The organism is Paenibacillus sp. FSL R5-0701 (assembly GCF_037973995.1).
Lineage (GTDB): Bacteria > Bacillota > Bacilli > Paenibacillales > Paenibacillaceae > Paenibacillus.
This window is the reverse complement of record NZ_CP150230.1, coordinates 1330798-1355884: the sequence shown is the minus strand read 5'-3', so window position 1 is coordinate 1355884 and position 25087 is coordinate 1330798. Positions and strand designations below refer to the sequence as shown.

24 protein-coding genes are annotated in these 25087 nt (G+C 46.5%); 13 read left to right on the top strand and 11 right to left on the bottom strand.

What is annotated here, in order from left to right:
• Positions 1–172 precede the first annotated feature (172 nt).
• Positions 173–340, bottom strand: a complete 168-nt coding sequence (locus tag MKZ13_RS06065; protein ID WP_221819065.1) for a hypothetical protein — start codon at positions 338–340, stop codon at positions 173–175.
• Between the two features lie 330 nt (positions 341–670).
• Between MKZ13_RS06065 and MKZ13_RS06060 the strand changes: the two genes are divergently transcribed.
• The 6 genes from MKZ13_RS06060 (at position 671) to queF (ending at position 4807) form a co-directional block, all read left to right on the top strand.
• Positions 671–1126: a hypothetical protein gene (locus MKZ13_RS06060; RefSeq protein WP_036611459.1), complete on the top strand. Its 456-nt coding sequence runs from the start codon at positions 671–673 to the stop codon at positions 1124–1126.
• 18 nt (positions 1127–1144) lie between these two features.
• On the top strand, positions 1145–1849 hold the full coding sequence (locus tag MKZ13_RS06055; protein WP_076209556.1) for an AIM24 family protein: 705 nt from the start codon (positions 1145–1147) through the stop codon (positions 1847–1849).
• A 373-nt stretch (positions 1850–2222) separates the two neighbouring features.
• On the top strand, positions 2223–2903 hold the full coding sequence (queC, locus tag MKZ13_RS06050; RefSeq protein ID WP_221819320.1) for a 7-cyano-7-deazaguanine synthase QueC: 681 nt from the start codon (positions 2223–2225) through the stop codon (positions 2901–2903).
• On the top strand, positions 2900–3391 hold the full coding sequence (queD, locus tag MKZ13_RS06045) for a 6-carboxytetrahydropterin synthase QueD (RefSeq protein WP_100530025.1): 492 nt from the start codon (positions 2900–2902) through the stop codon (positions 3389–3391). Before queC ends, queD begins: the two co-directional genes overlap by 4 nt.
• Before the next feature lie 64 nt (positions 3392–3455).
• Positions 3456–4166 (top strand): 7-carboxy-7-deazaguanine synthase QueE, encoded by a 711-nt coding sequence (gene queE / locus MKZ13_RS06040; RefSeq protein ID WP_260632612.1) that lies wholly within the window; start codon positions 3456–3458, stop codon positions 4164–4166.
• Positions 4167–4315: 149 nt separating this feature from the next.
• Positions 4316–4807 carry a preQ(1) synthase gene (gene queF / locus MKZ13_RS06035; RefSeq protein WP_076319044.1) on the top strand — a complete coding sequence of 164 codons (492 nt, stop codon included), beginning with the start codon at positions 4316–4318 and terminating at the stop codon, positions 4805–4807.
• Positions 4808–4960: 153 nt separating this feature from the next.
• On the opposite strand, the gene MKZ13_RS06030 is transcribed toward queF, so the two are convergent.
• The gene (locus MKZ13_RS06030) at positions 4961–5173 is read right to left on the bottom strand and encodes a hypothetical protein (RefSeq protein WP_221819062.1); all 213 of its coding nucleotides are present in this window, start codon (positions 5171–5173) and stop codon (positions 4961–4963) included.
• 245 nt (positions 5174–5418) lie between these two features.
• On the opposite strand from MKZ13_RS06030, the gene MKZ13_RS06025 reads away from it, so the two are divergent.
• Positions 5419–6693: an MFS transporter gene (locus MKZ13_RS06025; protein WP_076319042.1), complete on the top strand. Its 1275-nt coding sequence runs from the start codon at positions 5419–5421 to the stop codon at positions 6691–6693.
• Positions 6694–6819: 126 nt separating this feature from the next.
• Here the strand turns inward: MKZ13_RS06025 and MKZ13_RS06020 are convergent, their stop codons facing one another.
• The 8 genes from MKZ13_RS06020 to MKZ13_RS05985 form a co-directional block, all read right to left on the bottom strand.
• On the bottom strand, positions 6820–7308 hold the full coding sequence (locus MKZ13_RS06020) for a prolyl-tRNA synthetase associated domain-containing protein (RefSeq protein WP_221819061.1): 489 nt from the start codon (positions 7306–7308) through the stop codon (positions 6820–6822).
• A gap of 58 nt (positions 7309–7366) precedes the next feature.
• Positions 7367–8212 (bottom strand): EcsC family protein, encoded by an 846-nt coding sequence (locus tag MKZ13_RS06015; protein WP_221819060.1) that lies wholly within the window; start codon positions 8210–8212, stop codon positions 7367–7369.
• A 192-nt stretch (positions 8213–8404) separates the two neighbouring features.
• Positions 8405–9385 carry a family 43 glycosylhydrolase gene (locus MKZ13_RS06010; RefSeq protein ID WP_339182590.1) on the bottom strand — a complete coding sequence of 327 codons (981 nt, stop codon included), beginning with the start codon at positions 9383–9385 and terminating at the stop codon, positions 8405–8407.
• Between the two features lie 900 nt (positions 9386–10285).
• A complete protein-coding gene (locus tag MKZ13_RS06005) occupies positions 10286–11707 on the bottom strand; it encodes an arabinan endo-1,5-alpha-L-arabinosidase (RefSeq protein ID WP_339185356.1) in 1422 nt (473 codons plus the stop codon).
• Between the two features lie 56 nt (positions 11708–11763).
• Positions 11764–12606: a carbohydrate ABC transporter permease gene (locus MKZ13_RS06000; RefSeq protein WP_221819058.1), complete on the bottom strand. Its 843-nt coding sequence runs from the start codon at positions 12604–12606 to the stop codon at positions 11764–11766.
• A gap of 26 nt (positions 12607–12632) precedes the next feature.
• The gene (locus tag MKZ13_RS05995; protein WP_124117107.1) at positions 12633–13523 is read right to left on the bottom strand and encodes a sugar ABC transporter permease; all 891 of its coding nucleotides are present in this window, start codon (positions 13521–13523) and stop codon (positions 12633–12635) included.
• A gap of 157 nt (positions 13524–13680) precedes the next feature.
• The gene (locus tag MKZ13_RS05990) at positions 13681–15024 is read right to left on the bottom strand and encodes a sugar ABC transporter substrate-binding protein (protein WP_221819057.1); all 1344 of its coding nucleotides are present in this window, start codon (positions 15022–15024) and stop codon (positions 13681–13683) included.
• Positions 15025–15155: 131 nt separating this feature from the next.
• Positions 15156–16070 (bottom strand): glycoside hydrolase family 43 protein, encoded by a 915-nt coding sequence (locus tag MKZ13_RS05985; RefSeq protein WP_313771418.1) that lies wholly within the window; start codon positions 16068–16070, stop codon positions 15156–15158.
• A gap of 394 nt (positions 16071–16464) precedes the next feature.
• Between MKZ13_RS05985 and MKZ13_RS05980 the strand changes: the two genes are divergently transcribed.
• The 4 genes from MKZ13_RS05980 to MKZ13_RS05965 all read left to right on the top strand — a co-directional run bounded on the left by MKZ13_RS05980 (position 16465) and on the right by MKZ13_RS05965 (position 19748).
• Complete coding sequence (locus tag MKZ13_RS05980) at positions 16465–17382, top strand: winged helix-turn-helix transcriptional regulator (RefSeq protein WP_017690213.1); 918 nt, start codon at positions 16465–16467, stop codon at positions 17380–17382.
• Positions 17383–17656: 274 nt separating this feature from the next.
• The gene (locus MKZ13_RS05975; protein ID WP_221819055.1) at positions 17657–18574 is read left to right on the top strand and encodes a YafY family protein; all 918 of its coding nucleotides are present in this window, start codon (positions 17657–17659) and stop codon (positions 18572–18574) included.
• 83 nt (positions 18575–18657) lie between these two features.
• Complete coding sequence (locus MKZ13_RS05970; RefSeq protein WP_221819054.1) at positions 18658–19167, top strand: DinB family protein; 510 nt, start codon at positions 18658–18660, stop codon at positions 19165–19167.
• Positions 19168–19178: 11 nt separating this feature from the next.
• Positions 19179–19748, top strand: a complete 570-nt coding sequence (locus MKZ13_RS05965; RefSeq protein ID WP_221819053.1) for a YdeI/OmpD-associated family protein — start codon at positions 19179–19181, stop codon at positions 19746–19748.
• Positions 19749–19819: 71 nt separating this feature from the next.
• Here MKZ13_RS05965 and MKZ13_RS05960 read toward each other — a convergent pair whose 3' ends face one another.
• Positions 19820–20686 (bottom strand): helix-turn-helix domain-containing protein, encoded by an 867-nt coding sequence (locus MKZ13_RS05960; RefSeq protein ID WP_221819052.1) that lies wholly within the window; start codon positions 20684–20686, stop codon positions 19820–19822.
• 171 nt (positions 20687–20857) lie between these two features.
• On the opposite strand from MKZ13_RS05960, the gene MKZ13_RS05955 reads away from it, so the two are divergent.
• Both MKZ13_RS05955 and MKZ13_RS05950 read left to right on the top strand, forming a co-directional pair.
• Entirely contained in the window at positions 20858–22372 is a 1515-nt protein-coding gene (locus MKZ13_RS05955) for a glycoside hydrolase family 43 protein (protein ID WP_221819317.1), read from the top strand.
• Positions 22373–22689: 317 nt separating this feature from the next.
• A complete protein-coding gene (locus MKZ13_RS05950; RefSeq protein WP_221819051.1) occupies positions 22690–24990 on the top strand; it encodes a helix-turn-helix domain-containing protein in 2301 nt (766 codons plus the stop codon).
• Positions 24991–25087 lie beyond the last annotated feature (97 nt).

Genomic DNA, 25087 nt, shown 5'->3' with positions numbered 1-25087 from the left:
CTAAGTTATCAGGGTGAATGGACACTATATTGTCACGGAACACATGTTCTCATTAAATTTTTCCAATATATTAGTTTTATATCCCTAAATCCGTCTCAATACGACAATAAACGACGAAAAAGCCTGGCGCTATGCCAAGCTTTTCAATCACTTATCTATGACAAGTCCCAAATTAAACAGTAGGATGATCGATTCCCATTTTGTGTAAATACCGTGTGTTATCTGCTTCGGTTACCGGAGCATAGGTGACACTGTCAATGACCAGCTTACGGCCTACTGGCTCTCCATTAACAGTGATCATAATTGTTTTGGTTGATGTGTTCTGATCTGTTGTGTACATATCTTTCTACTCCTTCATGTTCACGATCTTATATTCAATCGGATATATTGGCATCATTCATTAAATTGCGCATTTGTGAATAGCATGCACCCGGAACTGAAGTAAAAGATCTGTAAAACGGTCCGGTGTGCTTGCCTATCGTTCTATTACCCCACAGAACTGTAAGTTAAACAGCCGTGTTCCTAAATCATTTTAAATATTTCGGGTAATAAAACGATATCATCTTGAACCCATCGTCCCGGTTTTGACGTATAATGTAAGAGCCGTATTTCAACAATAGACGACGAATTCGGCAATTGATCTATCTAACCGAAGAAAGAGGTGTTAACGATGCCAAAATCCATTCAGGGTTATTTCATTCGGGTGTTATTCACCACATGCATTCTATTTACCGTTTCGATCGCTTCGACAGTAAGTGCAGCCAGCGCCAATATTTTTACGGATATATACAGCGGATGGGAGCGAGTCTCCGAACTGCCCGGAGAAGTGAACGCTCTGCAGGAAAGTTATAAGCAAACAATGGAGCAATTAAATCAAACATCTGCTCAGTTGGGACAAGCCCAGGCCAATGTCGAAGCATTTAAGACCCAGAACGAACAACTGCTGGCTCAGAACCAGAAACTCACTGAAATGGTAAGTAAATTACAGGACGACCAGAATGCCAAAGCAGCTACCACCAAACGAATTCAGACGACGATCATCACTGTCGTTTCTCTCATATTGGGTTACTTTGTTCTGATTCGTGTGATGCGCTGGGGAATGCGTCGCCGTTCAGGCCGAGTATAAAAGAACAGGAGCAACTGCATGAACATACACCTGAACAATGCTGAAGCAGGCGGAGCAGGACAAGTCGTCACATTTTCACTGATTAAAGATGACCGCCTTCATATTTTGCATCCGCAGCAGATTGTGGCCTTTCGCGGTCCAAGTGGGAATCGCAATGATAAATTCATGAATATCACGGGCATATATCGCAAAAAAAAGCTGATTAAATCCGAAATCACCGGACCTTGCCAATTTGTGGCTGCCCTGCCTCCCGGATTCACCATGAAGGAAGTGGAGCTCACGGAGGACAGTGATCTGCTCTATGACTTCCGCCACCTGTTCTTCTACTCTGATGGTGTAACCATGCATACCAAAATTCAGAAAATCAAAAATATGCTGATCACCCGTGATGCAGTGAAAATGAAATTTTCCGGCAAAGGCAAAATCGGATTGCTCACTCAAGGTCAGGTCTGCCAACAGGAACTTCACCCAACAGCGCCGCTCTATGTGGATGCTGGCAGCATTATTGCTTATCCCGAAAATGCACATCTGGAACTCACCGTATATGGTAACAACCTTGCCAGTCAGCATATGAATTATCATTGGAAGATGACAGGACATGGATCTGTGCTCTTTCAGGCTGGACGTGAGAATCACCGCTTGGAACAGGATCTTAACGATGAGGGACTGTTCAAACGAATTCTGAAAGAAGTGATCCCTTTCGGTAATGTACTGATCAAGTAAGCTGTTATAGGATGGAACCGACCGATGAGCTGCCACTATGCTCCAGTGGGGTGGTCACCACACTGTTTCATGTTATAATGGTTCAGACAATTGAAGAAGAAAATCCATGCCTGTGGCATGGGAGAGGTTCGCGAACTCCCTCTACAAGACTTGACCATGCGATGGTCAGTATAAGTCTTGCGTACACGTTGCGGTCACCATGCAATCATGTACGTAAAAAACTAAGGACACTTACTCTTGCCTGCTTTTTTGAAGCGGTTATCAAGAAGGTGTGTTTTTTGATGGATGCCAGTTCATGAACTTCTCTGTTCTTCCGACACTCTATGCCTATGTGCATGGTTTGATCTCAAGAAGATAGAGAGGTTTTTTTATGTTGAACGAAGAAAAAGCAGTCGTTGTATTCAGCGGAGGTCAGGATAGTACCACGTGTCTGTTCTGGGCCAAACAACAGTTTGCCGAAGTCGAGGTTGTTACGTTTGATTACGGTCAACGCCACAAGCTGGAGATTGAATGTGCAGCCGAGATCGCTCGTGATCTGGGCGTACAGCAAACGGTACTTGATATGAGGCTGTTAAATCAGCTTGCACCCAACGCGCTTACTCGCACGGATGTGGAGATTACCCATGAAGAAGGCGAACTGCCGAGTACATTTGTAGATGGACGGAATCTGTTATTCCTCAGTTTTGCGGCCATTATGGCCAAGCAAAAAGGAGCTCGTCACCTGGTTACAGGTGTATGCGAGACGGATTTCAGCGGATACCCGGATTGCCGGGATTCATTTGTAAAGTCGATGAATGTGACGCTTAACCTGTCGATGGACTATCCATTTGTCATTCACACCCCGCTCATGTGGCTGGACAAAGCCCAAACGTGGAAGATGGCCGATGATCTCGGCGCCTTTGATTATGTACGCGAGCGTACCCTCACCTGTTATAACGGCGTGATCGGCGATGGCTGCGGAGAATGCCCTGCCTGCAAACTGCGCAAAGCTGGACTGGATCGCTATGTACAGCAACGTACTACTGCTGAATCGGCGGGAGTGGATGTACGATGAGAGAGCCGGGAACATTCCGTATTGTAGAGCATCTGCAACGCATCGGAGAAGATATTCTGCCCACCCAGCTGCGCTATCACCGCAAACGTGTGCTTGTAAGCAAAGAATTCACCTTTGACGCAGCACATCATCTGCATTGTTATGAAGGCAAGTGCAAGAACCTGCACGGTCATACGTATAAAGTTATTTTTGGTATCAGCGGTTATCCGGGTGAAACCGGGCTGACGGTTGATTTTGGACATATCAAAGATATATGGAAAACTCAGATTGAGGGATATCTGGATCATCAATACCTCAACGAGACACTTCCTTTAATGAATACCACGGCTGAAAATATGGTCGTTTGGCTGTTCGAACAAATGGAACATGCGCTCCAGACGGAACCATACGCCGGGCTGACCGATGGTGGGCGGACGGAGTTTGTCCGACTTTTCGAGACACCCACCAGTTACGCGGAAGCGAGACGGGAGTGGATGATCCATGAGTAGTGTGACACACCAGAAGCATACGGTGAATGAGACGGGATCTCGCAAAGAGGCTCGTATTCCCGTGATGGAGATTTTTGGACCGACGGTTCAAGGCGAAGGCATGGTCATCGGGCAAAAAACGATGTTTGTTCGCACCGCGGGCTGCGATTATCGCTGCTCCTGGTGCGACTCAGCCTTTACCTGGGACGGCAGTGGCAAGGACCAGATTCGAATGATTACGCCAGAGGACGTATGGGAAGAATTGCGCCGCGTTGGCGGCACCCGTTTCTCCCATGTCACCATCTCCGGCGGTAATCCCGCCCTGCTCGCTTCGCTGGGCGGATTGGTTGCCCTGCTGCGGGAGAACGGCATCCGCACCGCGGTGGAGACACAGGGCTCTCGCTGGCAGCCTTGGCTGGCGGACATTGACGAAGTCACCGTCTCGCCCAAGCCACCCAGCTCCGGCATGGACACCGATTGGGCCGTGCTGGATGATCTGATCGGACGGCTGGCAGCTGGTCCGGTAGAACGAAGTCACAGTCTGAAGATCGTGATCTTCGATGAGACAGACTTGGACTATGCCCGCCGTGTACATGCACGGTATCCGGGCACGGATTTATTTTTACAAACCGGGAACCCGGATGTGACTTCCGCTGAAACGCCAGATCTGGCGTCCTCACTGCTTGCTCGTTATGAGTGGCTGATCGACCAAGTCAGCGCCTCCGATGACCTGAATGATGTTCGTGTGCTTCCACAGCTTCATACGCTGGTATGGGGCAACAAACGCGGCGTGTGATGGGCAGTATGGGTGGAATGGGCGGCATGATGTAAGGATGAGGACGAAATGTCCTCAGACAAAAAAGAGAATTCAACAGGCAAAAATGCCTATTCATATATACCGCGAGGCTTCGGGCTTTGACGGAAACAAGGAGCGTTTAATAACCGATGAGACAACCTGATGAGATGCAAGATGTGACGTTGCTGGGTAACCAGAACGTAAAATATACGTTTGAATATGATCCGGGCATCCTGGAGAGCTTTGATAACAAACATCCGTACCGCGATTATTTTGTAAAATTCAACTGCCCGGAGTTCACCAGCCTGTGCCCGATTACGGGTCAGCCGGATTTTGCAACGATCTATATCAGCTACATTCCCGATGTGAAAATGGTCGAGAGTAAATCACTCAAGCTGTACCTGTTCAGCTTTCGTAACCATGGTGATTTCCACGAGGACTGTGTGAACATCATCATGAACGACCTGATCAAGCTGATGGACCCGCGTTACATCGAAGTATGGGGCAAATTCACACCGCGCGGCGGTATTTCCATTGACCCGTATACGAACTACGGTAAGCCGGGAACAAAGTACGAGCAGATGGCTGACCACCGCATGATGAATCATGATATGTATCCGGAGACGATTGATAATCGTTAAACTGGCGGGTAAATCAACTCTGCTATAACTTAAATAAATTATAGGACACAGAAAAGCCGAACTCTTCAAAACTGAAGAAGTTCGGCTTTTTCTTTGGTTAGCATACACCTGTATGAAACTTAAGTGTCTCAACGGAATGAGATCGCAGCGCATTCAAGTAGATTGATCTTCCTTTAGTGCTTTGACTTTTTTGACGTAATGTCTCAACATCAGCACACCAATTGATTGAAAAATGATAAATATGACGATGGAAGCAGATAGAGATTTCGGTGCAACATAGACAGCCAGAAACGTTATTACAGCCATATACAAAATAGTCATCACCAACTCACGTTTGGCGGATTCATAAGGTGATAAGGATTTCATATCCATCCCTCCTCTATGCTTCTTACACATAAATATGGATCTTCTTACAGTAGATGCTAAAGTAATACGTTTCTTTTGTAAATGTAATGGCTATAAAAAAAACATCTATTGAATTCGTCAACGTTTTCTCTTGTTCCCCTTGTCGGTCCAATCAATCTATCCTATTATGTAACAATATGCTTACACGCATATATTACAACATCAGGCGCTGATCCCTCGTGACCGCGACCAAAGGAGAATTGTACATGTCTACACAAACCTCATTAACCAAGGACGCCACAGCACGTTCGAAAAACCCACCCGGATTGGATGCCCAAAGCACCGTATACCGGATACTCATTGCGATCAGTCTGGTTCATCTGTTCAATGATTCAATCCAGTCGGTCATTCCCGCCATTTTTCCGATTCTGAAAGACTCTATGCATCTCACGTATACTCAAATCGGATGGATCTCATTTGCTATCAACTTTACCGCTTCCATTATGCAGCCTGTCGTAGGCTGGTTTGCTGATAAAAAACCGACACCATCTATCCTGCCCATTGGCATGGGTTTTACATTTACCGGCATGTTGCTGTTGGCCTTCGCTGACAGTTATATGGCTGTCCTGATTTCCGTTATCTTTGTCGGTCTGGGTTCCGCTGCTTTCCATCCGGAAGGTTCGCGTGTATCACACATGGCTGCCGGGCAACGCCGTGGACTGGCACAGTCCATCTTCCAAGTCGGTGGTAACGCTGGGCAATCCCTTGCCCCATTGCTTACACGTTGGATCTTTATCCCGTTTGGACTGTTCGGTGCCATTGGATTTACAGGCATTGCTGCCATGGGGATTGCAGTTCAGATCTACATCGCCCGTTGGTATGGACGCATGCTGCAATCGGGAGGATACCTGCGTAGACAGGCTGCTGCTCGTCGTGCACCCAATCCTGCTTTACGCAAAAAGATTACTGCCGCCATTACGCTATTAATTTTGCTCGTCTTTGTTCGTTCCTGGTATATCGCTTCCATCGGCAGCTTCTATGCGTTTAATCTGAAAGATACCTTTGGATTGTCCACAGAGGACGCGCAGATCTATATCTTCCTGTTCCTGGCTGCCGGGGCGCTTGGTACGTTCTTCGGAGGCCCACTGGCGGATCGATTCGGCAAACGTAATCTGATCTTCCTGTCCATGGCCGGAGCTGCTCCACTGGCTCTGTTGTTACCTTATGCGAATCTGTTCTGGACAGGCGTACTGCTAACCATTATTGGTTTTATCATGTTATCCAGCTTCTCGGTTACGGTTGTATATGCACAAATGCTGATTCCGGGCAAAATCGGAACGGTTTCCGGTCTAATTACTGGTCTGGCATTTGGTATGGGCGGCCTGGGCGCACTCGTGCTGGGTAACTGGATTGACGTTTTCGGTGTATCACCGGTAATGCAGATGTGCAGCTTCCTGCCCCTGCTCGGGATCTTCACGTTCCTGCTTCCATCCGATAAATTACTGAATATCTGGGCGAAAGAAAATGGTAGTGAAGAGTAACCTACATCTGCAGTCTAAATAAAATGTTTGAATCGCAAGAAAAAGGTTCCCGCCATCTCTGTAATATACAGAACGGCAGGAACCTTTTTGTTATATTGGTTTTTCTCGTATTTAGCTTCAAACGTATTATTCAACGTCACACATGACAATGCTGCTGCCATGAGCTGTAATCAGTTCCTTCACATCTTCTAATTCAAGGAATACCGTCGCCGTATTTTCCATGGGATGAATTCCAATTTTCTGACCAACTAGATCCTTGTCAAAAACTACGGTCACGTTTTTCTGAATATTATTGAGAACCCCCATTGGATTTACATGGCCCTTTTCCAATCCGAGGAATTCCAACAAATCCTTTTCACTGGCAAAACTTAATTTGCGGCTAGGTATCTTTTCGCTTAAACTTCTCAAATCAACGGACTTCGTCCCAGCAATCGTCACCAGATAATAGTTGCGCTTCTTGTCATCACGCAGAAACAGATTCTTAACAATACGTTCTGTATGTGGAATCTGATAAGAGAATATTTCCTCCATCGTGTATACTGCGGGATGTTCAATACTTTCGTAAACGATATTATTGCGATCCAAAAGATCATAGAAACCCTGTTTGTTTAACATATCAAATTCAACTCTTTCAATATAAATATTCTTCTCTAGTATTACTTCTTCTGTAATATTACTTCAAACGCTGAAGGATCAGCCGTTTTTTGTACAACATTTTTCCTGCTTCGGCTACATCTCGGATTGTATTTTTGTTGCTCACCGAACCAAACACCATACCGGCAATCGGCACGAGTTGGAAAAGCTTCTTCCAGCCGAAAGATTCACTGTAGGAGTTAAACACTTCCCGCCAGCCCTGCATCTGCGATACCACCTCAATGGGCTTGTCCGGATCGTCGTAAGCTGCGAGTTCTTCAATGATCGCTTTCTTGCCTACAATATCTGCGGAAGAGAATTGCAGACATTTGACAATAAAGATGCGCTCCAGCGGTTCATCGGGATCATAACCGTAACACAGAGCCATCTCTTGCATTACCTTCAAGGAAAGCCCCATCACCATCGGAATATCTGCTGCAATGGTTACAATGCCACCAAACCCTGTAGCTGCTCCCTGTGCCGCGGCAAACTTCGTTCGACTGTCAGTAATGTTATCGGCCACCTGGTCCAGCACCTGAAGTGGCAGATTCTCTACACTATGAATCTTGGCTGTCCCCTCGGCTTCAGCATCCTGCTCCAGACGATAGGTCGTATCCATCATGGAATAACCGGACCTCTCGGCTTCCTCTTGCAGCAGCTTGGCTACTTTTTTCTTCTGTACGAGGAACTTGCCTCCATTCTGCACATACTGACCCACGTCGTTCAGGGAATCTCCGATCTTTTGTTTTAACGCTTTAGGCATCACTTTATCCAACATCGCAAAGGGCAAACGCCCGATTTTATCCCAAATAAACAAGTCTTTCTGTTGTTTCTCCCATTTCAAAATCTGTTCAAGTTCCTTGTCCAATGTCTCGCGTGAATCCATATGTGATCCTCCTAATAGGTTCTGCATCGTAATCTGTATCTTTCTCATACGCAGAAATCATCGTTGTGGTTGCTTTGTTTTTATGTCCAGGACACATATGTTCAGACCGCTCTATCTTATCACATACGGAAGAGCCCTTAATCAGCATCACTCGCTAACTAAGGACTCTCGTATGAAAGGTTTCACTACCTCTTATTTTGCTTCTGCTACTGCTTTTCCATCCGGAACCGGAACACCGAAATCAGGTGTGCCATCTTCACGCCAATGAATCACTTGAGCACGGGCGTGACGGTTTGGATCATACAAGGGATCACCCTCGATGTCTTTGTAATTACGCGCATGATAAATCAGAATATCGGTCTTGCCATCCGGTGACACCGTAAAGCTATTATGACCCGGGCCGTATTGGCCGTTCGCTTCACAAGTCTGGAATACCGGCTCGGGTGATTTCACCCAGCTGGCCGGATCAAGCAAGTCGGCATTTTCATCTGCGGTGAGCAGACCCATACAATAATTGTAATCGGTCGCGCTTGCCGAGTAGCCGATAAACAACCGTCCATTCCGATGCATCACGGCTGCTCCTTCATTGACCTTAAAGCCGATGATCTCCCAATCATACTCTGGCGTAGAGATCATGACCTGTTCGCCGCGTAGCGTCCACGGGTTTTCCATTTCGGCAATGTACAGGTTCGAGTTGCCCACAATATCAGGATCTTTCTGTGCCCAGACCAGATAGCGGATACCCTTATGTTCAAAGGTTGTTGCATCCAGCGCAAATGATTCCCACCGTGTGTGTATCTGTCCCTTTTCTACCCACTCTCCTTCGAGTGGATTCGCGGAATCGTTCTCCAGAACATACATCCGATGATCGAACAGACCTTCGTTGGTCTCACTGGTGTGAGCCGCAGCATAGTGTATGTACCATTTTCCATCGATAAAATGAATCTCCGGTGCCCAGATGTTGGCACTCATTGGCCCCGTGTCATGCTTGGTCCAAGCCGTTACCGGCTCAGCATTTCTTAACTCTTCCAATGTCTCTGCTCGCCGGATCTCAATCCGGTCAAAGGCTGGTACGGAAGCGGAGAAATAATAGTAACCGTCTGTATGGCGGTAAACCCACGGATCAGCGCGCTGCTCCAGGATGGGATTAGTAAAGGTAATGGAATCAGTCATGGGAATGCTCCCCTTTCAAATGTTGTTTGGCTCGAAGTTGGGGGATGTAACCCAATTGCGAAAAAAACGAAAACCCTTTTGGGTGGTGCACAGCGGACGTTCGGGGGTGGCAGGGCCTTGGTGCTCTCTTGTCCTCCGATTTCTTTTTCCCACCGCTCCTGGCGGTTGAAATCGGAGGACAAACTCGCTCCTGCGGCTCCTTCCTCCCCCTCACTGCTTGTGCACCATCAGAGCGGCAGCTCGCTCTTACCGCGCTCGCTGGGTTACAACCTCACTTCGAGCCTTTTTTGTTGGCTCGATCTTATGGGGTCGACCGCTTCGCAGGGTCAACTCTCCCCGTATTTAGAGCATGATTGGCCTCAGACATAGGCCAACTTTGTCATGCACAGCGGACGCTTGGGGGTGGTAGGGCCTTGGTGCTCTCTTGTCCTCCGATTTCTTTTTCCCACCGCTCCTGGCGGTTGAAATCGGATGCCAAACTCGCTCCTGCGGCTCCTTCCTCCCCTCACTGCTTGTACACCCTTGGCGCAGCAGCTCGCTCTTACCGCGCTCGCTGGGTTACAACCTCACTTCGAGCCTTTTATTGTGGCTCAGTCTTATGGGGTTGACCGCTTCGCAGGGTCAACTCTCCCCGTATTTAGAGCATGATTGGCATCAGACATAGGCCAGCACAGATGAATCTTGGGTGTCTATCTGCGTTAGCGCAGCTTAATAGGACAGCTTGGATACACAGCGGACGTTCGGGGGTGGTAGGGCCTTGGCGCTCTCTTGTCCTCCGATTTCTCTTTCAACCGCTCTTGGCGGTTGAAATCGGATGCCAAACTCGCTCCTGCGGCTCCTTCCTCCCCCTCACTAACCTTGGCGCAGCAGCTCGCTCTTTTCGCGCTCGCCGCACGCCCCTTATTCCTCCGCTGCGCTGATCTGCTTGCCCCAGACCGCGATGCCGTGGTCATTGAGGCCTGTCACCACCAGCGCGGGCTGGCTTCGCTCCCAGTCCCAGGACGGGAGCAGTCGCAACTCTTCCGTGGAAGCTCCGCCCCATGGGCTTTCTTTCCACTTCAACGTCAGTGTTTGTTTACCATCAAATGTCCAGGTTCCTGAACCCTTTTCGCTTTTAATCTTACCGTTGCTTGTTAGGGTATAAGGCACGGCTTGAATCTGCCCGTCCACGGACGGATCAAGTGCCATGCCTTCCCACTCCCCGGCAATCATGGACTTCGGAATGTCCTGTACAGTCTCACCGGCGTAACGCTCCGGTGAAACGACAGGCCAGCCGTCCTTGGTCCATAACATTTTGCGTACATGCAGATAGGGCCAGTTTTTATCCGTCTCACCCCGTGCATGATGCACGATGTAATAATCGTCTCTGTCCTTCAGAACGGAGTTATGTCCGGGCGCAACCCAGCCCTCGCCTTCTGTGAAGCGATAACCGCCGAGAATTTTGGTGCCGATCTCATATTGCGGCAGATACTCTGTATCCAGCATGTTATTGCCGTTTATGTCCGTGTACGGTCCTGTGATTGAATCAGCACGCGCAACCCGCACGTTATAGTCCTCGAATAAAGAATCATAGGAGACGAACAGATAATACTTTTTGAACTCCTGGTTATACACAATGTATGGACCTTCGACTGCACCTTCTTCGGTAGCACGATCCCGAGCAGCAATGCGAGTACCATAACCCTCGTCCTTGAATTTCCCGGTGTCGGGATCAAGTGGCGCAATGTAGATGCCGTCAAAGAATGAACCATATACCATCCACGAATTGCCCTCAGCATCCACAATAGGATTGGCATCAATGGCATTTAATTTGTCCTGTTCATTCGCAGAGGTTTTCACAACCAGTCCTTCATCTGTCCAAGGACCTTCAGGAGATGAGGATGTCTGAAGACCAATAGCCGACTGGGTGCTGCCAAAAGAAGAAGCCGAATAATACATCCGATAGGTATCACCAGCCTGAATTACATCCGGTGCCCACAGATTGACCGCACCTGTCCAGTCCAGCGCTTCTTGCGGAATCCCGGGCAGAGCTTGACCTACCCACTTCCAGTGGATCAGATCATCCGATTTGCGTACCATAACGCCGGGTTTCGCTTCTCCTGCTACACGAACGTCTGTGGAATAGACGTAGTATCCCTGATCGGTTTTGATAATGGCCGGATCATGCGCATTGTTGACCGTCCAACGGGATTCATCATCCAGTATGGAAGTGTCATACAGCTGAGTATCTTGGGGAGCTTCAGGAAAGACCGGCCGGGACACCGTTTCTTCTGCCCCTTCTCCATCACAACCCGTAGCCCCAGTAATCAACAACAGCAACATGGAAGCAACAACCCCTCTCTTCGAAAATGTCCACCCTCGGAATCTCTTCCGCTGATTCATCCCTTCACTCCCGAAATGGCAACCGATTCAATAATCTGTTTCTGGAAGATCAAGAAGATGATTAAAACCGGTAACAGAGCCACAATCGACGCTGCCATAATAAGTGGATAATCCGTCTGGATTGCATACGTGGCATTGAAGTTCGCTATAACCAGCTGCAGCGTCTGCTTCTCCGGTGAATTCAGATAGATAATCGGTGCGAGATAATCGTTCCAGATCCCCATGAACCAGAGAATTAACTGTGCAGCAACGGCAGGTTTAATCAATGGGAATGTGATACTGGAATAGAGCCGGAAATAGGAACTTCCATCAATTTTGGCAGCTTCAATAATGGCATCTGGCACACTAAGCAGATATTGCCGGAGGAAGAAGATCATAATCACATTACCGAACAACCCCGGTACAATAAGCGGCAATAATGTATCAGTCCAGCCAAGCTTAGAGAACATCATGAATTGTGGAATCATGACTGTTGGATATGGAATCATCATGGAAGCAAGCAAAGCAAGAAACAGTTTGTTTTTATGTGGAAATCTCAATTTGGCAAAAGCAAACGCAGCGATACTGGATGTAAACGTACCGACGATCGTTACACTTACCGCGATAATGAGGCTGTTTTTGATCCCGCTTAGCAACGGGCCTGCTTCCCAGATTTCCTTATACTTTCCAAATTGAAATACTTCAGGTATCCACACTGGTGGAAGCGCGAATACATCCTGCTTCTCCTTCAATGAAGTGGATAGCATCCAGATCAGTGGTGCAACCATCGCAATAGCACCGATCGCGAGTACGATAAAAATGATCGTGTTCGTTAAATTCCTTTTTTGACTGTAAGACATCTCCGATTCACTCCTTCCCTTGACAATTAATCCCCATCATAGGCTGATTTTTCGTTCATTTTGAATTGCACCAAGGTAATGACAAAAATGAAAATACCAAGAATCATAGCCATGGCTGACGCATAACCCATCTGAAGGTTACTGAAGGCTTTCTGCCAAATGTAGAAGACAATCGAAGCGGATGAATATTCAGGACCACCTGTAGGCGTCATAATGTTCATCTCGGTAAAGATCTGGGAACCGCCAATGATATTCGTAACGACGAGGAAAAAGGTAACAGGCTTCACCATCGGCCAGGTGATATTGCGGAAAATCTGGAACCCATTGGCTCCATCCAGTTCAGCCGCCTCATAATATGTACGTGATACACTTTGCAGCGCTGCCAGGTACAATAACATGGTGTACCCCAAACCTTTCCATACCGTCATAATAATCAGTGCTGGTTTGACTGTGTCTTTGTTCGCGAGCCAGTTGGGACCCTCAATGCCAAACAGGCCGAGGAACTGGTTCACCAGACCGTAATCCCCGTTATACGCCCAGTTCCACATGATGGACACCGCAGCCAGGGAGGAGATGACCGGAATATAATAAATGACACGGAAGGTCGTAGTCCCGGGAATTTTACGATTCAAACCCATAGCCAGCAACAAGGCCAGCAAAAGGCCAATCGGGATCCCGAGCATCAGGAAGAATGTATTAAACATCGCTTTGTAAAATAAGTCATCCGTTAGCAAGTCCTTGAAGTTGGCCAATCCGATAAAGTTCATCTGTCCCAGTCCATCCCAGTCGGTAAAGGAACCATAGAGGGAGTAGAGGAATGGGAACATGACAAAGATCAGCAACCCAAGAATCGGAGGTAAGATAAACAGATATCCGTACAGCATCTCTTTGCGATACAAACTCGATTTCGTAATCACGGCGTTCACCCCTGTTTCTAGTATCAGCATGTGGCATTCTTCGATTGAACCTTGCCGATCAACGAATGCCACATGCCCGTATGGAATCCAATAATACCCAATACGAATGATGCCAGCAGCATGATTGCAGGCTGCCGGCATCACCCTTTCCTATCTACTATTTCTGAGATTTCTGTTCCTGTTCAACCGCTTTGTCGAGCAGCTTCTGCATTTTGGGCTGTTGTTGCTTCACATAATCTGCGGCTGTAATCTTGCCATCCAAAACCGGCTGGATGTCTGTGAAGAAGAGGTCATACCATTCCGCATTGTACGTGTAGTTACCTGGCAAAGAACGTCCGTAATCCTCTACGATATCAATGAATTCCTGCTTGTTGGATGGTTTCGTGGATGTATCTTTGGCCCACTCGTCTGCCATATCAAGCAGATTCGGAATCTGTACCTTGGCATCTACCAGTTGCTGCATACTTTCTTTCGAAGCAGTTAGGTAGTTCACCAATGCTGCCGCTTCTTCCGGATGTTTCGATTTAGCAGATACCCCGATTCCCAGGGAACCAATCCACGTAGCCGACTTGCCAGTCGATCCCGCAGGGAAAGGTAACAAATCATACTCAAAAGGCAATTTCTCGAATGTACTCATATCCCAAGGACCTACAGGGAAGAAGGCCATTTCGCCTTTCATCCAGCGTTGGTACGTATCCAATGTTTGCGCTTCCTCAATGGAAGGTGTAATGTTGTATACGTTCTGCATATCCGCGAAGAACTGCAGAGCTTCTGCGAATTTCGGATCATCAATGGTTACCTTCGTTTTGCTGTCATCCAGCCAGTCCCCGCCATTGCTCCATACAAAGGATTGCAGTGCCCACTGTACGTTAAAACCTGTACCGAATACATCCGGTTTACCGTCCCCGTTGGTATCCTTAGTCGCTTGCTGATTCACCTTAATGAACTCTTCCCATGTATATGGTTTATCCTTGTCAGGGAGTGGAATGCCTTCTTTTTCAAACAAAGTCTTGTTGTAGCCTAGTGCAAATGGCCCGAGGTCCTTCGGCATGCCGTAAAGATCACCCTGTCCTGCCATCTTGCCATCATAACGGTATAGATCCACTCCATATTTCCAGATGTTATTCAAATCAACATCCGCATTATTTTCAATGTAAGGTGTAAGATTCATGAGAACATTGCTGTTCACATAGGCCTTAATATCGCCTGGGTTAAAATAAAATACGTCAGGCAAGCTGTTGCCTGTAATTGCCGCTCTCAGCTTGGTCGCATATTGATCTGCAGCCGTTACAATAATTTTGACTTTCACACCCGGATGATCTTCTTCGAATTTCTTGACTACCGCCTGGTATGCTTTCTGCTCATCTGTGCCCCCGCGGAACATAAACGTTAACTCCTTGTCCCCACTTGCACCGTTGCTCCCTCCTCCGCAGCCCGCAAGTACCAGTGCACTTACCAGCATAAGAAGCATAAATGTGACCCAATTCTTTTTCTTTACCATCTGAACCCCTCCTGATCTGGATTTGTAACCGTATTCAATTGGATGAAATAAGATTTCTGTTGTTAATTTATCAAATCCAGATCACTTTAGTCAACACTTTTATAAAACATTTTATATTTATCTAAAACAAATCAATACTTCGGCCATCCATTAGCGTCCCACAACAAGTCATTAATCAACAATTTCGGATTGCCATTATCCTCTGCATCATAGGCGTGTCGTGCAATGACATTCCCGTTATACACGTCCTGACCACCTGGCCCTTTCCATTTCACATTGCCGGTATCGAGTACCGTTCCGCCGCCATTCAGCATATTCACTCCGTTTTTATCCACATAAGGGCCTGTAATACTGGTCGAACGTCCATAGACCATTTTGTAGGTACTGTTCACCCCTTGGCAGCAAGAATCAATGGAAGCAAACAGGTAATAATAACCACCACGATATACAATACTTGGTCCCTCAATAGCACCTCCGTTATTCGGGCGCGCAGCAATGGAAGTTATACTTCCCGTTGGTTTCATCGTATTTTTGTCCAGCTTGACAATCTTCAGACCGCTCCAGAAAGAACCAAAGGCCAGCCATGGATTACCTGAAGCATCAATGACCAGATTCGGATCAATAGCATTATAATTATTGGCGGTCGTGGTTTGAAGCACCAATCCTTCGTCCTTCCATTGCCCTGCTCCAATGCTGTTCGCAGAAGCAAGACCAATCGCAGACCGATTGGAGCCAAAGGTGGAGATCGAATAATAGAGCCATACTTTTCCGTTATACTGCTCTACATCCGGTGCCCATACATCCAATCCGCTTTGTCCCGGAACGGCAGAAGCCCACCAGGATGGCTTACTTAAGAAGATTTGTGGAACACGATACCAGGACGATCCATTATCGGATTTCAATACTTGAATGCCCGGACCCGTTGAAAAGGTGTACCACGAACTGCCCTCTTTGATAATCGACGGATCATGAACAGCGGTATCTCCGGTCAGATTCCAGAACGCCGCCAAAGCTTTTGACTGACCTGCCAGCAGTAATACCACCACAAGTAATGCCGGTAACGTCAACCGTTTCCACTTAAACCTCTTCACATTGCTTAACTTTTCCAAACCAAACTCCACCTTTCCTGATCAAATGGTTAATTAGGTTCATGAAGTAATGAATCAATTTAGGTATAATAGGATTATAAAAGCGGTTACATGACATTTCAATGGTATATTTCAAATATATGTGAACTGATTAACACTTATTTTAACCGGAATAGTGAACAAAATATAGATTATATTTTCGTATTTGCGCTATACACAAGGGTTTTGGCTTCTATTTCTCCACCCTTCCCTTCCATGAGGGAATGATTTATAATTATCTGAAATAAAACATATAAATGTGCAAATGTCTGTGTCGAAGACTTTGTTCAGAACGGGGAAAGGAAATCCACCTATGATTTATATTAAAGATCTGATGTCGGGTGTGAATATCTTCAAAGCGCTCAGTTCGGAAATCCGGATTCAGATCATCGAGCTTCTGGCCAAGAACCAAAGCCTTAATCTCAATGATCTCGCAACCAAGCTGGGATTGAGCAATGGCGCCATTACGATGCATATCAAGAAACTTGAAGAGAGCGGATTGATCGAGATCAACACCGCTGTTGGCAAACATGGAATTCAGAAGATATGTTATCTCAATGAGGAAAAATTGATGGTTGATCTGCGTTCACAGGAGATTAACAATCGTTATGAAGTGGAAATACAGGTCGGTCATTACAGCGATTATCAGGCTGCACCTACATGTGGTCTCGCTACCCGGGACAGCATTGTTGGAGAGTTCGATGATCCGCGTTACTTTGCTGATCCACTGCGAATTGATGCGGAGATGATCTGGCTGGCTGAAGGTTATCTGGAATATCGAATTCCAAACTATCTCAAACCCAATCAGTCCTTTAGCGAAATTCAATTGTCGATGGAACTGGGATCAGAGGCCCCTGGTTTTTGTGACAATTACCCTTCGGATATTTACTTCTATGTCAATGGGATTGAGATTGGCTGCTGGACAAGTCCAGGGGATTTTGGCAATACACGCGGTACCTTCAACCCGGAATGGTGGCCTCCCCACTTGAACCAGTACGGCATGCTGAAGCTGATCCGAATCACGCAGGAAGGCAGCTATATTGATGGGTGTCGTATCTCGGATGTAACGCTGGACCAGATTGGGCTGGATTACAAAAGCGATATTCACTTCCGTATTGCGGTTACCGATGGACCTCTCAACAAACGCGGTTTAACGATCTTTGGCAAAAACTTTGGTAACTATGGACAGAATCTGCTCGCTCGGGTTCTCTATAACGTGCAAGAGGAATAGAGCCTACTCTGACTAAATGCCCATAATAAAAGCTCAACAGAACTGCCAAGATACCTAAGATACCTGTTCTTCTTCACAACAATAATGTACCTTGTAAAGAGTGCGATCCAGCACTCTTTTTTGTTGCTTCATCCCAACCAATCCCTTGTTCATTCAGGCTGGGACAAAACATAGTAGATTATAATGACCCTCTGTAGTCATCCATCTTGTTCACTGTGTCGTGATATAATAATGGCCTGTAATGACAAAATGGAATAACGGGCGGGGATACCTTTTGAAATTGGAGCGCTTAATCTCAATCATATATAAACTGCTGAACCACGAAGTATTGTCTGCTTCCACCTTGGCAGAAGAGTTTCAGGTGTCCCCAAGAACGATCTATCGGGATATTGATGTGATCTGTGCCGCCGGCTTCCCGGTCGTCTCCCATCAGGGACTCAAAGGCGGCTACGGCATGATGGACGGATACAAGATGGATAAAAGCTTGCTCGGTTCTTATGATGTGAATTCCCTGATCACGGTCCTGAGCAGTCTATCCACAGTATTCGAAGATGCACGTGCACAAGGCACGATTGAACGTCTGCAAACGATTGGACAGGAGCATCAAACCTCAAGTCTATCGGTGGATCTGGAGACTCGCCGAACAGAACCGGATGCCCTCCCTCATCTGCGTAAAGGTATTACGGATCATCAGGTTGTCCGTTTTGACTACATCAATACTAAGAATGAACATACACCCCGCCATCTGGAACCGGTAAGACTCCATTTTAAATATCGTAATTGGTATGTATATGGATTTTGCCAGACACGGCAGGATTATCGCGAGTTCCGACTGTCCCGGATGATGAACGTGCAACTGACATCGGAACACTTCCAACCCCACCTTGAGCTTCCCCAAGAGACGGTTGTGTCAGATCCGTCATGGCAAGATCAGGTAAGTGATGTGGTATTCCGGGTGAACCCGGAAGCGCTCGCGGAAGCCATGGATCATTTTCAACAGGCAGATAAGCAATTTCACGAGGATGGAAGTATGACGATGCGTATCTCGGTTCATCAGCCGTTACAAGCTAAGTGGTTATGGTCGTTTCTGCTTAGTTTGGGTAGTGGCGCCGAGGTACTTGAACCGATTGAATTACGAGGCATTCTGAAAGAACAACTTCGAAACGCACTTAAGCTCTATGAAGAAGTATGACACGCTGTTGTCATACTTCTTTTTTTATAATCATCTCAGTAAGTTCATCCAATCCATCGCCAAATTAAAGGAGACGATCATCAATGAATTATCCGGAACAAATGTATAACTACCACGCATGGGCCAACCAAACCATCCTGGGCAGAATCAAGGAACTTCCCTCTTCTGTCCTGAGTCAGGAAGTGAACAGTTCATATCCAACCATTGCTCACGCACTCAGCCATATCTATACAGTGGATAAGATGTGGTATCTGGTGTTAACTGGCACCGGGATGCCCGAGGCACTGCAAGCATGCATACCACTTAATAGTGAAATTCACGGTTCTGTGAATGAGTACATCCAATGTTTTACCGACCTGTCGGCACAATACAGTGAGTGGTTACGAGGCCAAGCTGATCTGGAGCAAACCATTCTACTCGATAATCCATTTGCAGGAGTTCGCGAAACCAGCTTATCGGAATTGGTAATCCATGTGGTTAACCACGGAACCTATCATCGAGGCAATATTTCTACCATGCTGCGTCAATTGGGGCATGCCTCCATCATGAATGACTATTCACTCTTTTGGTATCAGGAACCGGCTCAAGTATAGTTGACAATCGAATGGAAAATGTACATTGTATCCCCGTGACATCGAGGGAAGAATTGAGAAATTGGTTGCAGGAGCACGGAAAAGTCCAGCAATCTTGCTGGGTCATTGTAAGCATGAAACCAACTTCTGATACCCTGCTGTACTTGGATGTGGTTGAGGAGTCGCTATGCTTCGGCTGGATCGATGGTGTCAAAAAGAAAATATCCGAGACCCAATTGGCACAGAGATTATCTCCTCGAAGCAAACGAAGCTCTTGGACTGAATTGAACAAGGAACGTGTCCGTCGTCTTGAAAAGTTGGGCTTAATGCATGACGAAGGTAGAAAGGTTCTTCCTGTGATGGACCCGACTGCTTTCATCATCGATGCCGTCATCGAACAAAGGCTGAAAGAGGACCAACAGGTGTATGCGAACTTCTTGGCCTTCCCTGCCCTGTATCAAAACGTTCGGATTGATACGATCCAAAGTGTCAAGAAACAGCCAGCATTATTACAGAGCAGATTGGATAAGTTCATAACCAGCACAAAGGAGAATAAAATGTACGGTCTGTGGCATGACAATGGACGGCTTTTGGACTATTGAATTTACCCGAGACAGCATACAGGACCTCCATATGAGGAGGCCCTGTTTGGTGTTTTATATTCAGTCATGTATTAATGAGTCTGTCTGTATGTTTTGGGAGACTTGCCAAAGGCTTTCTTAAACTGGCGGGTAAAATAATTACTGTCGTTAAACCCGCATTCATACGAAATTTCCGTAATGGACAGGTTCCCGTTTTTCAACAAATGACATGCCTTCTCCAGACGCAACTTTTGCAGATAAGAGATCGGGGTCATCTGATAATAGGATCGAAAAATCCGATTCAGATGCCTTATTGAGATATTCGACTTCCCCGCAATATCCTCCAGCGACAGTGGCTCAAGATAATGATCTTCAATAAATGAAATGGCATTTGCCAGATGCATCAGATTATTACCTTCGATTCCTTTCTCCTGTGTATCATATTGCCTCGACAAATAAACAACCATCTCCGTAAGACGTGAGATCAACATCGTCTGATACCCTTGCTGTTTACTCTGATACTCCTCAATCATGAACGATATCAGCGATTCTACATACTCCAGACTGGAAATGGATAACGCCAATTTACTCGGAAAGGAGTGAATATTACGATAAATCGGTTCCAAAACAAACAGCGCCTGGAAGCCGTTAGATTTTCTCAGATCGGGCCCAGCCGAAGCAAGCATCTCGGGACTGAACATAACATTACAGATCCTAAAATCATGAGGGTCTTTGTACGCATGATGGGTGTCGCCATTGATCACAAACGCGTTTCCTTTTTTGATAAAAAATTCTTCGGTGTTCACCACATGAGTTGCATGACCATTCAGTACAATCACAAGTTCCGTAAAATCCATATGATTATGAAGTTCCATGTCCTCAACATGTCCACCGTACTGAATAAAAAACGGAAATTGTTGATGATCTGAAGTAAACCATCTCAAATATGCATTACTCAAAAGCATTCCCCTCCACGAACATTGTTGGGTTGAATGTCTATATCATGCTATTCCAGGACCGAAAAATCAAGGTTCCATATACTTATAAGCGTTATAATTCGCCTTGTAGCAGGGATTTTCAATGTGTCCAGATTCATACTAAACTCTCACAATGAATAGGAGCATAACATGATAAAATATACCAATCCGGTGATTCCTGGGTTTTATCCAGATCCGAGTATCTGCCGTGTAGATGAAGACTATTATCTGGTAACCAGTACCTTTGAATATTTCCCTGGTGTGCCCATCTTCCACAGCAAAGACCTTGTGAACTGGCGACAGATCGGCCATGTCCTTACTACCCCAGAACAACTTCCTTTAGCAAATGCAGGCAGCTCTGGCGGCATTTATGCCCCAACACTCAGGTATCATGATGGTTGGTTCTATATGACAACAACCAATGTCAGTGGCGGCGGAAATTTTTATGTACGCAGCATCCAACCTGAAGGGCCATGGTCTGCTCCCATCTTCGTTGATCAAGATGGTATAGATCCCTCTTTTCTATTTGACGAAGATGGTCGTGTGTATTTCCAAACAGCCTGTAATGGAAATGAAGGCGAGGGCATCTATCAGTGTGAGATAGACATCAAGACAGGAGCCAAACTAACCAATAGCCGATTGATCTGGAACGGAACCGGAGGAGCAGCCCCCGAAGCCCCCCACCTGTACAAAATAAACGACTTCTACTATTTGATGATCGCCGAAGGTGGAACCGAGTATGGTCATATGGAGACCATTGCTCGGAGTACAGATCCATACGGACCATTTGATCCGTGTCCTCATAATCCGATTCTATCCAATCGAAGCATGAAATCCAGTATCCATGCAACCGGTCATGCAGACCTTGTCCAGATCCAGGATGGAAGCTGGTGGGCCGTATGTCTGGGCCTTCGTCCAGCAGGTTACCCCATGCGGCACCATCTGGGACGCGAAACCTTCCTGGCACCTGTCACTTGGACAGATGACGGTTGGCCAATGATCGGTGTGGACGGACATATTGAGCCGGAGATGTCCAAACCTTCGTTGCCTGAGCACCCTTGGACACCTCAGGCTATCCGGGATCATTTTGACGAACCAACATTGGACATGAACTGGATCTTCTTGCGAAACCCGGCTCCGGATAGTTGGACGCTCACAGAAAATCCCGGGCAACTCATCCTGCGGGGTAACCCGGTTTCACTTGATGATGGACAAAATCCAGCCTTTGTTGGACGTCGATTGAGCCATTTCTTATGCAATATGGCTACCGAGCTGCGTTATGAGCCAAATGCGAGCGGTGAAGAAGCCGGATTAACCTTATTTATGAATGATAAATATCATTACGATTTGGCTGTAACACAGATCGATGGGCAGAAGAAAATCGTATTGCGACGAACCGTCGGCTCTCTGCGAACCGAACAGGTGCTTGACTGTGACACGGGGCGGGTTGTATTACAAATCAAGGCTGACCGGAATAACTTCACGTTCCTCTACCAGCAAGGTTCGTCCGATGCCATCGAAGTGGGTTCAGGGGAAACACATCTGTTATCTACCGAAGTGGCAAGTGGTTTCACAGGTGTGATGATCGCCATGTACGCTTATGCTCCATCGGGGGAGTGTACGCCTGCAAGTTTCGATTTGTTTGACTATGAACCTCTGGAAGAATAATCGTTTTAACTCCTATACTCAATAATTAGAAAATATAATATATGATCAGCTCAAATATATCCCCTTAAAGTAGATACTCTTTGAAAAACCTTGTGTGGTAGCATAAGGAAATGAGTGAACTTTGAGGGGATTTTGCTATCTTTATATCTTTCTCGATAATTGCTCTGAAATTTATTAAAGTTCTCCATTGCTTTATTAGAGAAGTTCTCCTAGTATTTTTAGTAAGAACACCCCAGCAGCTCTCATCTGGCAATACCTTCACTGCCCATATGAGAGCGCTATCGCTGCAGCACGAAAGAAAACGGGAGGTTGCAGATATGAAATGGAATCACTTCAAGTCCAAGCTTCTGCTTAAGTACACACTATCCTATATCTCCATTTTCCTTATCCCTCTTGTTATTTTAACCATCATTATTTATCACAACGCTGTGAACACGCTCCGTTCAGAGATTGAACAGACCAATGTCAATCAGCTCACTCAAGCCAAAACCGTCATCGATGATCGCATGAAGGAATTACAGGACATCGCTTTTCGCATCGCGTACGATGAGCAGTTAACGCGGTATTGGACCCACCATCCGTACTATAGCCGGGAATCAATCGGTGCATTGGTCAAATACAAAGCCACCAGTTCCATTATCGATGAGTTATTCCTGTTCTTCCGCGGAGATGATAACATCTATTCTTCTCAAGGTTCTGAGAATCTGGATGTATTCACTGGCCGCTACAAATTTACTACGTGGAACAAAACAGACATGATCCGGGATTTGAATAACGTGCAGTCCCCCACGATACGTCCAGCGGAGCAGGTCGTCCAAGGAACCAGAATACCCAATTCCATGCTGGCCTATCTTGTACCGATTGCACCTAACAATACACCCGCCCATGGAACCGTCATGTACCTGATTCACGAGTCCAATCTGACAGGCTTAATTGATTCCATCCTCAGTGACTATCACGGGATGACGTATATTTTCGATAATTACGGGCAAGTACTGGCGGCCAATTACAAGGGAGAAATCATATCCGAGCAAGAAGTTAACGCTCTGTTTACTCTTGAACCCGGGACGCATAGCATCTCCTTAAATCAAGAACCACATTCGGTTGTATCTGTTAAATCGGATGCGGGTTGGACTTATGTGACCGCTATGCCCAGCAACCAATTTTTCAGCCGAATCGTTCATATTCGCACCTTTGTTGTTCTCGTTTTCTCCTTCATGGTGGTGATGGGCACGTTCCTCGCCATTATGTTGGCCCGGAGACAGTATCATCCGATTTCAGACTTAATGGAGTTCATTCGGTTGAAGAATGATCCTGATCCATCTTCCACCACCAACGAGCTGGAATGGATCAAGAAAACACTGCATGATTATAGTCAGCGTGTAGATCTTCAGGAGCCCTATGCCCGCAATCACATTTTGCTCATGTTGCTGAAGCATGGTCACACCGGAGATTTCCCCTCTGAGTTTACGGATAAGCTTGGCATACGCTTTAACCGATCCCATTATTTTGTCATGATCATGGGCTGGGAAATGCATGCTTTTCCTAACGGTGATAACCCCGAGCAACCTACTGTCATGCAGCTGATGAACGATGTGGAGCTGCCGGAGTTGTCCGCTTATGCTTACGGCGTGGAGCAGCCACAGGCAAACCAATTGGCCCTTATCATAGGATTTGATGCCGAAATAGAGCATGAAGGTAGCCTAAATGCCCGTATGGAGCCTATTGTTGAAAAACTGCAATGGATGGTGACAGATCACACCAGGGTCGCGCCCGCAATCGGGATAGGCAATCAGTACACTTATCCGAAACAGCTGAATCAGTCCTACATCGAAGCCTCGACCGCTCTGGAAGCATCGATGCTGCATGGACAGGGAAGCAGTACATACTTTAACGACCTTTCCGGTTCCGGTGTACAGGATTCTTCCTTCTGGGTCCCCAAGGATGTATTGTTGAAGCTGGTTCAGAGCTTGAAACAAGGCAGCTATGATGTGGCGGTTCAGATGGTGTCAACTGCATTGAATACCCTGAAATCCGAAATACCATCTGTACCGCTGCTGCGTTGCATCTGCTTTGATATTCTGAATACAATGCTCAAAACCGCTTCGGAGCTTGGAATCCATCATGTGGTTGATCAACTTCCAAGGATCACTTCCTACGACTCGTTGGAGGACTTGGAGAAAAAACTGACAGGCCTTGCCGCCGAAATCTGCGCCCATGTCGAGGCGAAGAGTGAGACGGAAGAAAGCTCTCTTATGGATGAAATCGTTGCTTATATCGATGCCAATTTCTCTGATTATGATCTCAGTCTGGGTACGATTTCATCAAAGTTCACGATCTCTTCATCCTATTTCAGTCGTTCTTTCAAAGAAAAGATCGGCATGAACTTTACCCAATATATCTGGCAGAAACGGATGGATGAGGTCATTCGACTACTGCTGCATACTACCGATCCGTTAAAAGATATCATCACGCGTGTCGGTTACCTGGATACACCAAACTTCATCCGCAAATTCAAAAAAGAGACGGGTTATACCCCAGGGCAATACCGTAAAATGCACCGTCCCAACGGCTCCGCCGATTCCCCTGATGATGACGACGAGGAATGTATTGGATAAAGGGAGACATCGTCTAACATGTGCCTGATTCATTAGACCGAACTAACGCAAACAAGGGGCCGTCCTATACGTCATGCTCATAACGTATAGGACGGCC

Bases quoted from the DNA above. Each gene is read 5' to 3' on its own strand.
- MKZ13_RS06010 (WP_339182590.1), bottom strand. From the start codon at position 9,385: ATGACTGATTCCATTACCTTTACTAATCCCATCCTGGAGCAGCGCGCT.
- MKZ13_RS06030 (WP_221819062.1), bottom strand. From the start codon at position 5,173: ATGAAATCCTTATCACCTTATGAATCCGCCAAACGTGAGTTGGTGATG.
- queF (WP_076319044.1), top strand. From the start codon at position 4,316: ATGAGACAACCTGATGAGATGCAAGATGTGACGTTGCTGGGTAACCAG.
- MKZ13_RS06065 (WP_221819065.1), bottom strand. From the start codon at position 340: ATGTACACAACAGATCAGAACACATCAACCAAAACAATTATGATCACT.
- MKZ13_RS06015 (WP_221819060.1), bottom strand. From the start codon at position 8,212: ATGGATTCACGCGAGACATTGGACAAGGAACTTGAACAGATTTTGAAA.
- MKZ13_RS05950 (WP_221819051.1), top strand. From the start codon at position 22,690: ATGAAATGGAATCACTTCAAGTCCAAGCTTCTGCTTAAGTACACACTA.
- MKZ13_RS06025 (WP_076319042.1), top strand. From the start codon at position 5,419: ATGTCTACACAAACCTCATTAACCAAGGACGCCACAGCACGTTCGAAA.
- MKZ13_RS05990 (WP_221819057.1), bottom strand. From the start codon at position 15,024: ATGGTAAAGAAAAAGAATTGGGTCACATTTATGCTTCTTATGCTGGTA.
- MKZ13_RS06060 (WP_036611459.1), top strand. From the start codon at position 671: ATGCCAAAATCCATTCAGGGTTATTTCATTCGGGTGTTATTCACCACA.
- MKZ13_RS06000 (WP_221819058.1), bottom strand. From the start codon at position 12,606: ATGTCTTACAGTCAAAAAAGGAATTTAACGAACACGATCATTTTTATC.
- MKZ13_RS05965 (WP_221819053.1), top strand. From the start codon at position 19,179: ATGGAAAATGTACATTGTATCCCCGTGACATCGAGGGAAGAATTGAGA.
- queE (WP_260632612.1), top strand. From the start codon at position 3,456: ATGGAGATTTTTGGACCGACGGTTCAAGGCGAAGGCATGGTCATCGGG.
- MKZ13_RS06005 (WP_339185356.1), bottom strand. From the start codon at position 11,707: ATGTTGCTGTTGTTGATTACTGGGGCTACGGGTTGTGATGGAGAAGGG.
- MKZ13_RS06055 (WP_076209556.1), top strand. From the start codon at position 1,145: ATGAACATACACCTGAACAATGCTGAAGCAGGCGGAGCAGGACAAGTC.
- MKZ13_RS05980 (WP_017690213.1), top strand. From the start codon at position 16,465: ATGATTTATATTAAAGATCTGATGTCGGGTGTGAATATCTTCAAAGCG.
- queD (WP_100530025.1), top strand. From the start codon at position 2,900: ATGAGAGAGCCGGGAACATTCCGTATTGTAGAGCATCTGCAACGCATC.
- MKZ13_RS05970 (WP_221819054.1), top strand. From the start codon at position 18,658: ATGAATTATCCGGAACAAATGTATAACTACCACGCATGGGCCAACCAA.
- MKZ13_RS06020 (WP_221819061.1), bottom strand. From the start codon at position 7,308: ATGTTAAACAAACAGGGTTTCTATGATCTTTTGGATCGCAATAATATC.